General features: G+C 61.7%; 5 protein-coding genes. 2 read left to right on the top strand and 3 right to left on the bottom strand.

What is annotated here, in order from left to right; genetic code table 11:
• Positions 1-51 precede the first annotated feature (51 nt).
• Positions 52-2,388: a family 10 glycosylhydrolase gene (locus tag KBC96_03570; GenBank protein MBP6963466.1), complete on the top strand. Its 2,337-nt coding sequence runs from the start codon at positions 52-54 to the stop codon at positions 2,386-2,388.
• 62 nt (positions 2,389-2,450) lie between these two features.
• On the opposite strand, the gene KBC96_03565 is transcribed toward KBC96_03570, so the two are convergent.
• Positions 2,451-6,806, bottom strand: a complete 4,356-nt coding sequence (locus KBC96_03565; GenBank protein ID MBP6963465.1) for a hypothetical protein — start codon at positions 6,804-6,806, stop codon at positions 2,451-2,453.
• 306 nt (positions 6,807-7,112) lie between these two features.
• Here KBC96_03565 and KBC96_03560 point away from each other — a divergent pair, with 306 nt between their 5' ends.
• Positions 7,113-8,012, top strand: a complete 900-nt coding sequence (locus KBC96_03560; protein ID MBP6963464.1) for a hypothetical protein — start codon at positions 7,113-7,115, stop codon at positions 8,010-8,012.
• Between the two features lie 520 nt (positions 8,013-8,532).
• Here the strand turns inward: KBC96_03560 and KBC96_03555 are convergent.
• Positions 8,533-12,699 (bottom strand): fibronectin type III domain-containing protein, encoded by a 4,167-nt coding sequence (locus tag KBC96_03555; protein ID MBP6963463.1) that lies wholly within the window; start codon positions 12,697-12,699, stop codon positions 8,533-8,535.
• Positions 12,700-12,865: 166 nt separating this feature from the next.
• Positions 12,866-15,616, bottom strand: a complete 2,751-nt coding sequence (locus tag KBC96_03550; protein ID MBP6963462.1) for a family 10 glycosylhydrolase — start codon at positions 15,614-15,616, stop codon at positions 12,866-12,868.
• Positions 15,617-15,663: the final 47 nt, after the last annotated feature.

The raw sequence follows: 15,663 nt of genomic DNA, 5'->3' as shown, positions 1-15,663 counted from the left end.
AGACAACTCCGGCTCAAGCCCGGACGACATACCCGATACAGGAGGCCCTTGGTGAAGATAGGACGTTCGTGTGTGCTCACCACCGCTGTCATAGCGTTTGCGCTCATGCTGTCTGCGGTCGCTCATGCCGTGGCGCCGGCCCCACCGTTTCTCTGGACGGCCGACACGACCCTCGGAGGAATCGCCGACAAGTCGAAGATCACCGGCTACCTCGACAACCTGAGTGCTCGAGGGATCAACGGCGTCTGGGTGCAGGTCGAGATGTACGCCGATGGCACTGTCAACTACAAGAAGACTACTTTCAGCGCGTTGCCCACTGCCGAGAAGTTCAGGACCGGGCAGTGGTCGGATGATGACTTCCTGAGTTTCGTAATCTCAGAGGCCCGAAGCCGAGGCATGAACGTCATGGTCAAGTTCCACGGCAGCAATCACGCTTTGTGGGATCAGAATCCCGACTGGCGCATGGTGGACAGCAAGGGGAAGGAAGTCCTGTGGGGAGGCACGCTCAAGAACTTCTGTGTCAATGCTCCTTACTGGGACCGGTGCTTCTTCCCCATGATGAAGGATATCGGCTCGAACTACGATGTTGACGGTTTCTACCTGGACACGTGCCAGGTCGCGTATCCGAACGACGACGCCTGTTTCTGTCCCGCATGCAGGGCCAGATTCGAGAAGGAAACCGGCAAGGCACTCCCCCTCAAATCGGTCTCGCTCGCGAACTGGCGCGATCCTGTCGTCAAGGAGCACGCGATCAAGCGCGTTGAGTGGCTGAACGGCTTCTGGGAGAAGTACGGCAAGGCCGTTCAGGCGGCGAAGCCGGGCGCCGCCTCGATCCTCAACGTCAGCGGCGGGTACAACTCGTTCGCCGACGGCCTGATGACCCGGCACGCCGCGAAGTACGTGACATACGTGACCCCGGAGCCGGTAAATACCCCCCGGATGTACGCCGTCAGCCGCAACAAGGCCCTCAGGCAGGCCGGCCAGCCGGCTGCCGACGAGATGGCGCTCGCCAGGGAAGAGATCGCGTACTACATGACCAGATTCGGCTACCTCGAGTTCCTGGTCAAGACCATGCGCGGCGAATCCGACGGCAAGCCTGTCGTCCCGTTCGCCCGCGAGTGGTTCACCAGCAAGGAGAGCGGCTACACGGGGCCGGTTGACCTCGAGATCGCGCAGATCGAGGCCGCGCTGGCGGGAGGTGCGAAGGGCTACTGCTTCTTCGGCTACCTTGGTACTGCGATTGAGAGAGGCGAGACCGCCGGCACCGCATGGGACGATCCGAAGCTGATTCAGTATCTCAAAGGCATAACCTCCGGAGAGCAGGCCAAGTGGCTCGCCGATATGCAGCCTGCGTCCAACGCCGCCATTCTGTACGACCGCGATGCGTCCTTCTGGAACAGGGACTACTGGGAGCAGTTCCGGACGGTCGGCGGCCTCTATGCGCTTCTGCAGTACTGGCGTAAGACGCAGGTGGACCTGCTGTCAACCAGCGAGCCTCGCATCCCCGGTTTCGCGGACACCGGCTACAAGCTGACGGTTGATGCCCTGCGCAAGTACGATGTGATCATCGCTCCAGGCCTGGACTACGTTTCCAGGGAGGATATGGAGACGCTGAGGGACTATGTGAACACCGGCGGCCACCTGCTCATCCTCGGCGCCATCGGTCGTCACGGCAAGTTCCTCGGCGAGTCCGTCAGTGACGATGCCTACGAGATCCTCGGCATCACCACCGTCGGCGATCCGACACCTTCGGGTTTCGTACGGCCGATGTCGAAGCATCCGGTCTTCGCGGGGTTCACCCCTTCCGGAATGCTCGGAACGTACCGAATATCCAGTGACAAGAACGCCGCGCTCAGTTATGAGACCAGGCGCGGAGACGGTTGGGAGGTACTGGCCGACGAGGTCACCGAGAAGGGCCGGCGTCCGGCGCTTCTGACGAAGCAGATTCGGGTGCCGGGCCAGATACGGCCGGCGTATATCGGCTACATCAACTCTTCGGATTGTCTCGCGTTCTCCGGCGAGATGATGTACACCCTTGCCAACATGGTCGTCATTACCGCGACGAAAGGCTCGGACTTGCAGGCTCGCGACTTCAGCAAGACGTCGAGCGTGAACCTCTTCAAGTCCGCTGACGGCATGGCGCGATACATGCATGTCTTTACGCTCGACGGAGAGAAGGGCGCTAGCGTCGTAGTTCGCGGGAATGGGCAGTATCCCGTGTCCGCGCAGATCATGATGGGCGGGAAGGTCGAGGACCTCGCCCTGGAGGTGAAACCTTCCGGCAACTGCCGGATAGTACTCCCCGAGATCAAACCCTTCTCGGCGATCGTGCGGATACAGTACCGAGACATGGAGAACCCGGCTCCTGCGCCGTCGAAAGAGCAGTGAGAGAGACGGGCGTCCAGGCGGACGCCCGTTCCACTTCATTCGTTCCGCTCAATCCGACGCGATCATTGCACGTTCACGGTAACCTTCGTCGTTGTCGCATTTCCGGCCTGGTCCACCGCCTTTATCTCGACGGTGTGCGCGCCCTTGACGAGTACCTGCGTCGTAACGGCGAACGACTCGAACGTCGAGTCGAAGATACCGTCGTCCGGGGCGGCCGCGGCCCAATCGCCGGTATCCACCTTGTACTGCACGCCCGCGATTCCGACGAGATCGTGATACGCCGCGCCCTCGATCCTCGCACTGCTGTCGGAGAGCACCGTCATCGTCTTCTTGAACGCGGTTACGCGTGGGAGCTTGTTGCACACGATGATCGGCTCGGATATCGCCTCCGCCGTCATTGCGTCCGTCGGGCTGCTCGTACGGTCGGAGGCGACGACCTTCACCCTGTAGACTCCGTCGGGATGTTTTGCGGTGTCCCAGTTGTAGCTTGTTGATCGTGTAGGTCCGCCGGCCGACTTCTCGGCGGGCTTGGCATCGGCCGCTGGTGTCTTGGCCTTCTCAGCCTCGTCCTTCTCCTGCTTGGCTTTCTCGATCATCTCCGGCGCCTCGGCCATGATCTTCTCCTTCACGTCCTTGGGTATCTCGGGATGTTTCTCCAACTCGGCCGCCATCTGAGCCATGACCTCCTCCGGATTCGTCAGGTCAACTTTGACCGCCTCGTCTTGCGCCGGGACTTCCTCCTCGGCTGGAGTCCCATCCTCTCCCCCGCCGGTCTCCTCCGGTGTCTCCTCTTCCGCAGGTTTGACGGATTCGCTCAACGGCAACCAGGTACTTCCCCCGTCGTTCGAGCAGAAGACCTCGTACGTTAGTACGTCCTTGTCAGGATCGGAGCCGATCCACTTGATGGTCTTCGTGCGCGCCCACTTCTCTCCGCCCTTTGGGCTCGCCAGAGTGACCTTTGGCTGCTGATTCATCGTTACGAAGGCTATGCTCACGTCCTTCAGCACAGGTATCGCATCGGAACTCTGCGCCTTCATCGCGACCTGATACTGGATGTACCGTCCGCGCGGACTCTCGATCATCATGTCCGGGGAGGTGTAGTTGGATGACCACCGGCTCCAGGACGAGTCCGGTTCCGCCACGTCGCCGGTGCGGGTCCTGACAGAGAGCGATGCGCCGCTCGGGAGGTCGGCCGTCCAGCCGATCCGACCCCACCTGGATATCGCTCGGCAATCGTGAACGGGCGACTCATAGGCTCCCTCAAGCGCGTTCACTGAGGTCGTATAGACCGAGCCGACATTGCCTGTCCCGGCGTAAAGCCTGCTCTCGTCGGACGCAAGGGACATGAACTGCAGGTCGCGGTCGTTCGACACCGCCGCAACCGTGTCCTCGCCGATCAGCCTGTACACCGTCTTGGCGTTTGCCGCGTAGATGCTTCCGTCCCCCGATGCCGTCATGCTAATGACCCCTTGACCTGCCTTGTCGAACACCGCCTTGGGAGCAGAATCGCTCGAGAGCCTGTACAAGACACCCTTGGGAGAGGTGCCGGCGTACAGATAACCGTCCGCGCCCACGGTGAGTGCCGATACCGAGGGCTCAGCCGCGTCGTACACGACCGACGTGCTGCCATCCGTTGAGATCCGGTATATGATGCCGTTCAGGCCGGTACCCACATAGATGTTGTCATTCTTGTCCGCCGCGAGCGAGAGCGCATGCGCCTCTGAGGAGTCAAGTACGACTTCGGTTCCCCCATCGGGCGCGGTTTTGTAGACCTTGCACCGGTCGCCAACAGCGGAGTACAGGTTGCCCTTCGTGTCCATGCAGAGTGCCACCACATACTTCTCATCCGCGTCGAGGAGTATCCTGGGGACGCCGCCCGGATTGATTCGGTAGACGATGCCGTTCGGTGAGGTGCCCGCGTATACGTTGCCCAGTGAATCCCTGGCCAGGCTGTGCACCTGTAACTCTGCAATATCGCAGAAGACCGATGCCTTGCCGTCGGCCGCGATCCTGTAAACGATGCCCCGGTTGCCTGTCCCGGCATAGATACCCCCGGAGCCGTCTGGGATCATGCACCAGAAATACGTCTCCGTGGACTCGTACATCGGTTCGAGCGTTCCGCCCAGAACCAGGGAATCCTTCGTCGTCGCGGCCGTATTCGTCATAGTGCCCAGCAGGAAATCCGCTCGCGAGGTCTGCTTCCACACTCCCGGCGCCCTTATCACTGCCTTCTCATCGGGCTTCGGCTTGGCCTCGGTCTTGCCGTCCTCGGTCGGCTGACTCTCGTCCGGAGTCTCTTCTGCCGAGGCGGATACGGTGGTCTCCTGCACAGAGGCTGCAGCCCCATTCATTGGGACTCCGAGGGGCGACAGCAGTTCTGCAGCCGCGTAAGAGATCAGAGGAGACGTCTGCGACGGGTAGGCGATCATCTCCTCAGACCCGCCTGACTCTTCGCTCGTCTGCTCACCGCCGGACGGCTCCTCCTGCGGCGCGGTCTCGCTGGGAGTCCCTGCGGGCGGCTTGTCGGCCGAGTTCCTGCTCTCCACCGTTATCATGAGCTGTTGCTGGCCAGTGATCACCCACTCCGTCGAGACTACTACCTTGACCTCCTCGCGCTGAGATCCGAGCACGGTCGCCTTGGGCGATCTCATGGCTTCGGCAATCGTCGGCGGAAGGCCCGTCAGTTTCTCACCGGCGATGGTGACCGCCGATCTCGGCAGCATCACCCTCGCCGTCATCTCATTGTTCTTCTCGCGCTCGAGGAACTTCTTGATCAGCTGCTGGATGTTCTCGACGGTTGCCCCCGGCGCTCCCGGCGGCGCGCCCCCCTCGTCCTGCATGGAAGGTCCTTCCATCATGGACGGCGATCCTCCCGCCGCGCCCCTGACGGTCAGCGGCAGTCGCCCGTTCGGCAGGTTCTTCGGCAGTTCGATGCTCACGGTTCGGGTCACTGGCTCGGATTTGAACGGCTTCACCACCACGCCCACTTCCACCGTGTCGCCCGGCCTGAACTTGCTCTCCTTCAGGAAGAGGCGCTCGATCTGAGCAGTGGGGTGCTCGCGCTCGATCTCTATCCGCACATCCACCGATCTCACGCGCACGGGGTAGAACCTGTTGTACTCGAGCAGCGTCAGGATGCTCTGAAGGTCTCCGGTGGCTGCCATGTCTATCGCGACCGGGTCAAAGTAGACGTTCTCCCTGACGATGCTCCCGACTTCCTCGGCGACGACCTCCGTCCTCACCTTCGCGCTCGCATCGTCCGGGGTCCCGCGCATCTCGAAAACCGCCTCGGCGGTTGAGCCGACGATCAGGCTGCTGGCGAACATGGGATGGTTCAATACCTGAACATTGTAGTCGCGTTTGCGGCCCAGCGACTTGTCGTCTACGTGGATCGTGATGGGGATCATCTTGGGCATCTTGCCGATCTCGCCCCCAATGCTCCATGGTCGGTCCTGAAACACCGTGCCGACTGTCTTGATCGGTGATGCTACCTTGCTGGACACCAGGAGACTGGGGAATACCTCGTGCACCCAGGCCGTCGTCATGGCGGCTTCTATCGGCCCCAACCCGTTCATGTAGCCGCCGGAGATCATCGGGTGGCCGAACGCCAGAATCCGGTTTCCCCGCCGATAGGTGACTGTGCCGATCCCCGTGATGTCCAGGTCGCCGGTCGCAAGTGAGACGCCGACCGCGGCTCCGGGTTCGAGGGTGACGTTCAAGCCGGTCTTGTCCGCAGGGGTTGCCGGACCCGCCACCGGAACGACGTTCATCGGCCTGAGCTTCTCCTCGAGTTGAGACATGATCCTGGGAGACATGCCCCGGACCATGAGCGGCATCGCGAGTGGCCGGAAAACCAGGGTGTCGCTGCCGTAGTCGCGCCCGCTGCCGTCGTCAATGGCTACTCGACCGAAGAGCTTTCCTCCGAGCGGAATCGGCTTGCTGAGGTCGGTGGCCAGCGGATAGAAAGTGGAAGGCTCGGTCGGGAGCGACGGGTCCCACGCGTCGAGCATATTCTCGATCGGAGTCACCATCCCGATCGGCTCCTTGATGAAGACCTCGCCGTAAGCGAACGCCCCCAGCAGCTTGCCGCCCACGTAGACGGGGCTTCCGCTCATGCCCTGGATCAGGTTGGCGCCCCGTTCGGTGATCGGCCCACCCTTCATTCTTACGAGAATCAGGCTCTTTCCGAAGTTCATCTTCTCCATGACGCCGAGGACTTCGACCTCGAAGGTCTCTATCTTGGTGCCGCGGAACACGGTCTTGCCGTAGCCCCTCATGCCCGGCTTCACGTCCTTGACGAGCATGATCTGCCGCAGGTCCTCCGGTTCTATCGGAAGCGATTGCGCGCAGACGGATGTGCTCGCGGCCAGTACCGCGCAGGCGAGCGTCAGGAGAAGAGCGAAGCGCCGGTTGAACATGTGCGGTTCCTTTCGGTCGGAAAGACGGTGTGAGCCTCCGTTGAGACGTCGGCTCACCAGGCTATTTCTAGCATCCCGGGAGGTCCGCTGTCAAGTTCAGCTATCGTACCGCCGCCGTTTGACACCTCCTTCCGGCCGTGTTAGACTGCCCGCGAGATGTCTCGAGTCTTGATCGGCATTCTCGTTCTGCTCGCTGTCCTCTCTTGGCCTGCGTCATCGCTTCCCGGAGAAGTGAGCTGGCAGGTGGTGAGGACCAGCCATTTCCTCGTTTATCATGCCGCGCGTTCGGAGGAGACCGGGCGATCCATGGGCGAGGCGGCCGAGAAGTGGTATGGCCTCCTTACCGCGAGGCTCGGGTTCGAGCCTCGCGGGGTCATTCCGGTCTATCTCTATCCGGATCGCGTTTCTTTCGCCCGGGCGGCGGGAGTCCGCAGGGATGACTCGATCGTCGGTCTGGCACAAGCACGGGTGATCCGCGTTGATGCGAGCGGCGCGTTCGCCGATGTCGAGAGGGTGCTCGCGCACGAGATGGTGCACGTATTCATTGCGCGCCGTCTATACGGCAACACCCCCAGGATACCCCTGTGGATGCATGAGGGCATGGCGCAGTTCTTCAGCGGCGACTGGGACCAGAACAGCCTGTCGTTGCTCCAGGACGCAGTCCCCGACGGCGCGCTGTTTCCCCTGAAGGAGATCGAATCGCGCTTCCCCGCGGATCAGCGGGGCCGGGCGATTGCATACGCACAGAGCTACTCGATAGTGGAGTACATCGCCCGCCAGTTCAGCCCCGAGAGCCTTCAGGACCTCATCGGTGAGGTCAGGCGCGGCAGGCGCTTTGATATTGCCGTTCTCTACAGCCTTGGCAGGGAGATGGACGAGGTCGAGCGCGAGTGGCGGGAGTCCCTGTGGCACAAGTACGGCACACAGCGCTGGTTCAAGCTCGGGACCGCCGTTGTGTCCGCGTTCATGGTGACCTTCGCGGTCCTCGCGTTCCTGTCACGCCTTAGGCAGAAGCGGCGGAAGGCCCTCGAGTTCGAGCGGGCGGCCGATCGCGGGTTCGAATACGTTCCTACAGACGAAGAGATGCAATCTCCTCGCCGCTCTCCAGCTCTACCACTCGAACCGCGCCGTCGGAGATCAGTCCCACGCTCGCGGTGGCCTTCCCGCCGTGCTCGAACTTCGGATGAGCCGGACTCCCGGGATTGACGTGGATCGCGCGGCCGATGCGCTCCACTACAGGTATGTGAGTATGTCCGGTGACGAGCACGTCCGCGCAGTACCTTTTGGCCAGAGCGCCCAGCGAATCGGCCGTCAACGTGTGTCCGTGAGTCACGACTATTCTCAGGCCGCTGAACTCGACGAAGGCGTAGGGCGACATCGCCGGTATCCGCAGGAGTTCCTCATATACCTCGGGATCCACATTGCCTCTTGCGATCACGATGGGAATCTCGCTCGAGTTGATCAGATCGGCGAGGCCCATGGTATCGTATCCCGTTCCCGGGGGTATCCTCGGCGGATGATAGAGCACGTCGCCCGCGTGAAGTATCAGGTCCGAGCCGTCGAAGCGCTCCGTCGCCCTCCGCCACGCCTGAACGTCGCCGTGAGTGTCGCTGATGACCCCGATCCTCATCGTTTTCCTCCGTCCTGGCATGTTCAACAAAGAGGGCCGGTCTTCCTCGTGGAAGTGCCGGCCCTCTCTCTTTCCCCTTCCCGTGTCTAACCGGGTCTAGTAGATCCTGATGCGTATGTCGTCCCGCTTCGTGAAGAACCAGTAACCCCTCCAGGGCTGGAGGAATGTCGTGTCCACCCAGTCGTCGTCCAGGCCGAGCTGCAGCATCGCTCCGCCCGGCACGCTGTTGTCCCACCAATAGCAGATCGTGTCAATCCAGCCGTAGTCCCGGGCGGTGCTTGCAGGTCGCTCGATGGATCCGTAGGATACGATCATGTCGTTCCAGTCGCGCGGGGTCGTAAACGGGCAGCCGATGATGTTCCAGCCTGCCTTCGGGAGAACGATGGTCCTCGGGCCTTCGGGCTGGACCTCGGCCGGTTCGTAGCTGATCGCGGCGTTTCGGGTGGACTGCAGCCAGTAGCCTTCGTCAGTGCTGATTTCTCCGAACTCCTCCGGAGACCATTCGGTGAATGCGATGATGCTCTTGTTCACCTTGTCCCATCGGTACAGTCTGCCCTCTATGTCTAGGCCGCTGAAGACCGCCCCGGGATCCGGGTTGGCTGGCACTAGCGGCAGGCTGATGAGGTTCCACCCCGTCGCGACGGCTCCCGGCGGAGACGTAAACATCCCGGACTCGAGCGAGGCGTCGCGCCTCAGCACGTCGCCCGCCGCGACCGTCAGCCCGCCGTATGACTTGACCTTGTACCCGGGCTTCGCGAACTCGACCGCGTATGTGCCTGCAGGGAGATCCAGGAACGCATAGGTGCCGGTCGCGTCTGTGAGCGTGCTTCTGTTGACCGGACCCGTCAGGTTCACCTCCGCCTTGTACAGCCAGTTGCGGTATATCGGGTCGTTCGGGTTGGCCGAGTCGGTCGCCGTGCCGAAGAGGATGCCCGTCGTAGGCTGATCCTTCCACGGCATGTCCGGAATCGGCGCCGGCGCGCCAAACAGGTTGCTCTTGACGGCGGTGAAGAAATCGCCCGCGGGTTGACCGTCCTTGTTCGTTACCGCGTAACTGTAACTGCACAACCCGTCACTTCCTGCCTCGCGCGAGTAGTTCATCTGGGTGACGCTTCCGGCGATTGAGTTCAGATAGACTCCCTGGCCGTCAACCGCCAGTCTCCCGGTCGAGTTCGCTACCCTGGGGAGCCAGTCCGCCCACACGCGGTAACTCGCCTTCTGAACGGTATTGAACTCCCGCTTGTAGTTCATCAGGACGTTGATGTCCACGATGTGCTGCTGCATCCACGCACGCGCGTCCTGAAAGACGCCTGCGTACTGTGATGTTCCCTCGTAGTTCGTGCTTGGGTCCGGGCCCTCCCAACCGACGGTGTCCACGGACATCTTGATTCGCGGGTTGATGTGCATCGCCTCTACGTAGCATCTCCTGACGAGGTCCGTGACCTGCCGTCGCCGGTAGTCGCACCAGGCCCCCCAGTTCGGGTCCGCGGACGAAGTCGGCGGATAGTAGCCGTACTCCGCGAAGAAGCGGTCCTTCGTGTACTGGTTGTATCCCCACAAGGCCCCCGGGTAGCGGATGTAGTCGAAGTTGATCCCGTCAACCTGCGGATACTTGCTGACGATGTCTTTCACGATGTTCGCCATGTAGTCCTGTACCGCCGGCACACCCGGGTCAACGTTCAAGCTGTTGCCTTCGAGGTAGCCCCCGGAGGAGTTGCGCATCGCCCAGTCTTCCGCGGTCCCGGCTCCGTGTTCTCTCCAGATATGACCGTCCGGGGGGGTGGGCCAGCCGTTGTACCAGGCCCTGAAGGTCACGATCCAGGCATGCACTTCGATGCCCTTGGCGTGCGCCTTGTTGATCAAGTCCTGGAGCGGATCGTAGATCCCGCCCGGCGGGCTGATGTTGGTGGCCCACGGCTCGTAGCCGGACAAGTAGTATGCGTCGCCGGCCTTGCGCACCTCGACAACCACCGCGTTGTAGTTCGCGTCTGAGACGGCATCTATGAACTGCGCCGTCTCGGCCTCGCTCAGGAAGCCGTTGTGCCATGTGTCCGCCCAGATCATCCGGTACTCCGGCTCCATGAGTGAGGTGCGGAACGTGTAGTCTCCCGATATCGCTGTATTCCCTGCGTCGTCACTGCACGTGATCCGGAAATGGTACAGCGTGTCGGCCAGCAGGTCGGTCAGCGTCACGCTGTGAATCTTGACGAGATCCCCGCTCTCCCGGTACTCGCCGTAAGCGGTCGTCGTTCCGTAGTCAACGCGCGACGTCGCCGGCTCGTCCGTCCTCCACCTGATGATCGCCGAGTTCATGTTCTGCGAAACCGACACCTCGGATATCACCGGCGCCGTCTCGTCCGGTCCCTGGGTCGTGAACGAGTGGTCCTCGGAGACCGCTTCGTTTCCGTCCGAGTCCATCGAACGCACCCGGAAGTGGTACTCGGTCCCTGATGCCAGAGTCGTTATCACCACGCGGTGGTCGGTTACCCAGTTCGGGTCAATCGCTGTCAGGTTTCCGTACGCATCGGTCTCCCCGTACTCCACCTGCGATGTGGCGGGCTCGTTGGTCGCCCAGGTGATGACGACGGACACGGAGCCCGGCTCCGCCAGTATCTCGCTTATCACCGGCGGGGTTACGTCCGACGCCTTGGTCGTGAACCAGAAGACCTGGGACGCCCCGCAGTTGTCGAGCGCGTCGCACGACAGGACGGTGAAGTAGTACTTTGTTTCCGGTTCGAGCTCGGACAGAGTCACGGAGTGGCTCGTCACCCGTTCTGTCTGCTTGGCGCTGCTGACATCCGGCGGGTCGGCGAGGCCGTACGTCACCTGCGACGTCGAGGCCTCGTTGGTCGTCCATGTGATCAGGCACGTCCTCGACGCCGGCACGGCCTGGACGTTGCTGAACTCCGGCGGGATGGTGTCCGGTGGCTTCGTTTCGAACGACGACCCCGGCGAGATCGTCTGGTTGCCCGAGCCGTCCACGGATATCACGCGGTAATAGTAAGTTGTCTGCGGCTGGAGGTTCGCTAGACTGACGCTGTGTTCGACCACCAGATCAGCGTCCAGCGCCGTCACGACTCCGTACAGCGGCGTCAGGCCGTACTCAACCCGCGAGGTCGAGTACTCGTTCGTGACCCATGTGACGACCGCCGAGGTAACATCGGCAGAAGCCGTCATGTCGCTGATCACCGGACCTTCGGTGTCCGGGGACGTACTCGTGAATGTCACGTCGTCCGAAACAGCCGCGTTGCCCGCCCCGTCTGACGACTTCACTCTGAGATGATAGACCGTATCCGGGGTCAGGTTCAGCACGATGACGCGATGTTCCGTTACGAGGGCTGTCTTCAGAACAGTGCTGTGTCCGTAGTCCCCGGTCTCGCCGTACTCGACCTGAGAGGTCGCCGGCTCGTCGGTCGTCCACAAAACCACCGCCGAGTTGGCCCCCGGCACGACCGTGATTCCAGATATTATCGGCGGGAAGTTGTCCGGCGGACCGGTGGTGAACGTGTAGTCGCCGGAGAGCCCGATATTGCCCGCGCCGTCCTCCGACTTCACTCGAAAGTGATAGGTCGTCTCCGGGCTGAGCCCAGTGATGCTCATCTCATGATCCTTGACCAGCGCGGAGTCGAACTGGCTCGAACTGCCGTAGCTCGAGGTCAGACCGTAGTGAACCTGAGATGTTGCAGGTTCGTCGGTCTGCCACTTGATGACCGCGGAGTTCGATCCCGGGGTGCTTCCCACGTTCGAGATGATCGGCGGCACCTTGTCTCCCAGGCTCGAGTAGAGGCGTACCGCATCGGCGACGACCACCTTGCCGGTTTCCAGACCGTTATTGGTGATGCGGATGAAGTCCGAAGACCCGCCGTCCATCTGGTAGGTTCCGAGGTAGACCCACATCCCGCCGTTCTGCTGCTGGTTTATCAGTACCCTCGACTCTTCGGATGCGTGGTGTATAACGCACTCAGCCTGAGTAGCCCTGTCCATGCCGGAGGAGTACCATACGTAGACCTCCCAGCTCCCGTCGTCGAACGGGATGACCGGCGTGAAGGTCACCGCCTTGGCGCCGTCCGGCTCCTGGTTTGCGTAGTAGTAACTGCTTCCGTATTTCTGGGCAGAAGATGTGCCTGTCGTCCAGGAGCCCGAGGTGCTGATCCACTGCGAGTTGATGCTGTCGTCAATCTTGATCTCGGTTGCGGTGGCGCACGCTGAGATCAGCACCGTTGCCAGTGCCGTCGTCAGGTACCGCAGGATTGGAGTTCTCATACGCATGCCTCCTCGTGAAACCGCGGGAGCGACCTTGACAGCATCCGCCCGCTGTTGCAGTACAGTCATGTGAACAGCCTCAGTGAGGCCGTTGGCGAGTGGCCCGCCCTGGCCGGGGGTGGCCGCGGGCCACTCGCAAGAAGTCAGCCTTGCGCCCGTCTATGTCCTACTGAATGGTCAGAGTCAGGTCGTCCACGTTGGTCTGAATCCAGTAGCCGTGCCACGGCTGAAGCGTCTCGGAGGACGGGAAGTCCTCGGGGAGTCCGATGTCGCTCAGGCTCTGAACCGTCGCATCCCACCAGTATCCGATCGAGGTCAGCCAGTTGTTGGTGTATACCGCCGTGGAAAGCGGCACGGTCTGTCCTCCGTGCGTGGCAGCGGTGTCAGGCCACTGCTTGTTGCTGGTGAAGGGGCATCCGATGATCGCCCAGCCGGACTTGGACAGCGGTATGTCGCGCGCCGTGGCATTGCTCGGGTAGCCCTCGTAGGATATGGCTCCGGCGGAGTTCGAATCCAGCCAGTAACCGTTCTCCACGTTCATGTTCCCGAACGCTTCCGGCGACCATACGTCGTAGGCCGTCAGGCTCTGCGTCGCATTGTTCCACCCGTAGAGCCGGCCGTCTATGTCTATGCCGTTCATCACCGAGGCCGGATCGGGATTCACCGGGTCCACCGGAAGGCTGAACAGGCTCCACCCGTTCACGACCACGCCCGCGGGCGACGTCACCGTTACCGTTCCGAGCGCCACGTCCCTGCGGATCACCTGTCCGGCGGACAGTTCCAGGCCGCTTATCACCCGGTTGGGGTAGCCTGTCTTGGAGTATGTGACAGTGTAAGTCCCCGGCGGAAGGTCAATGAACCCGTACGTGCCGGTCGCGTCCGTGACTGTGTTCAGCGTGACCGGGCCGCTTATGCTCACGGTGGCCTTGTACAGCCACTGCCAGTATATCGGGTCCGGAGCGCCTGACGCTTTCGTCACCGTGCCGAAGATGATACCTCCGGTCGGGTTCGTCTTCCAGGTCATGACCGGCACCGGCGCCGGATCGCGATATACGCTGGCCTTGACCGCGGCGAAGAAGTCGGCCGCGGGCAGACTGTCCTTGTTCGTGGTGTTGAAGTCATAGGTGTTCAGGCCGATGCCGGCGTTCCTGGCAACCTGCATCTGCGTGATACTGTCCGGGATCGAGTTGAGGTATGCGGCCTGGCCGTCAACGCTCCATCGGCCGGTGTTCGCCTGCATGGTCGCCAGCCAGTTCGTCCACAAGCGGTAGTCCGGAGCCTGAGCCGCATCGTACTCACGCTTGTAGTTCATCAGGATGTTGGTGTCGATGATGTGCTGTTCCATCCAGCTCTTGGCGTTCTGGAAGACATCGGTGTACTGGCGGGTAGTTGTGAAGTCTACGTTCGGGTCGCCGCCGGACCAGCCGACCGTGTCAACGTTGTGGTTGACGTGCGGTTTCACGGACATGATCTCGAGATACACCCTCTTCACCAGGTCGGTGACCTGCTGCCTACGATAGTCGCCCCACACTCCCCAGTTCGGGTCGCTGGACGAGGTCGGCGGATAGTAGCCGTACTCGTCGTAGAAGCGCTGCTTCGTGATGTCGTTATAGCCCCAGGTGGTCCCGGGATACCGTATGTAGTCCCAGTTCATGCCGTCCACGTCGTAGTTGGTCACGATATCCATGGCCAGCTTGGCCAGATAGTCCTGCACCGCCGGCACGCCGGGATCCAGATTGTAGCTGGTGCCGTCAACGTTGCTGCCGGTGTTGGTCATCATGGCCCATTCCGGATGGACCGACCAGATGTGGTCTGCGGGCGGAGGACTCCAGTTGGTTCTCCATATCCGGTAGGCTACCGCCCATGCGTGTACTTCCATGTTCTCGGCGTGTGCCTTGTCTATCAGGTCCTGAAGCGGATCGAAGGGCGCGGGATCGAGGATGTTCGATGCCCTCGGCTCACTGTGGTAGCCGCCGCAGAAATGGCAGTAGAGAGGCGAGGCGTTGTAGTAAGCGTCTCCCGCCTTTCGAACCTCAGGGATCAGCACGTTGTAGTTGGCTCCCTTGGTAGTATTGACGAGCGCCGTGTTCTGCGCCGCGCTCAGGAAGCCGTTGTTCCAGGTATTGATCCATATCGCTCTGAACTCGGGGGTGAGTTCGTTGGTTGTGAAGGTGAAGTTCCCCGAAGTCGCCAGGTTGTTGTCTGCGTCCTTCGACTTGACGCGGTAGTTGTAGGTCGTCCCGGGCGTCAGGCCGGTGATGGAGACGCTGTGGCTCTTGACGAGAGCGGTGTCCTCCGTCGTTTGGCTGCCGTAGCTCTGGGTCAACCCGTACTCGACCTGCGAGGTGGAAGCCTCGTCTGTCTGCCAGGTGATGGTGGCGTAAGTCGCGCCGAATGATGCCGACACACCGGATATCACCGGCGGGGTGGTGTCTGCGGCCGTGGCCGAGTAGAAGCGCATCGCGTCAGCGATCGCCCTTCTCGTGCTGCTGGGCGAGTAGTTCGTAATCCGCGCGTAGTTCCCGGTGCCCGCGTTCATCGTGTATGTGCCGAGCAGTACCCACATGCCGCGGTTCGTGCTCTGGCTTATGGTGACTGTCGCGTCGCCCCCTGCGTGGTGGATGATGAACTGCGTGCCCGTGGAGGACGTGGTGACAGTGGGAAACCACGTGTAGACCTGCCAGTCGCTCGCCGTCGTTGGTATGTTCGGCGTGTAGGTTGCCGTGTTCGTGCCCGCAGTGCTCTGGTTGCAGTACCGGTAGTCCGACCCGTACTTGTCAGTCGCACTCGTGCCTGTACTCCACGTGCCGACAAACGTCGCGCCGGGATTGTCAATGATGACTTCCTGTGCGCACATTGCAGGGATGGCGAGGCAGGTCAACAGGACTGCCGCGACCATCCACGATATTCTGTTCATGATGCTTTACCTCCGATTTCCAGCGTTGGTGATTGCCGTGCTATGCT

Source organism: Armatimonadota bacterium (assembly GCA_017993055.1).
Lineage (GTDB): Bacteria > Armatimonadota > UBA5829 > DTJY01 > DTJY01 > JAGONM01.
The sequence above is the reverse complement of the archived record's forward strand: the minus strand, read 5'-3'. Positions and strand labels throughout refer to the sequence as shown.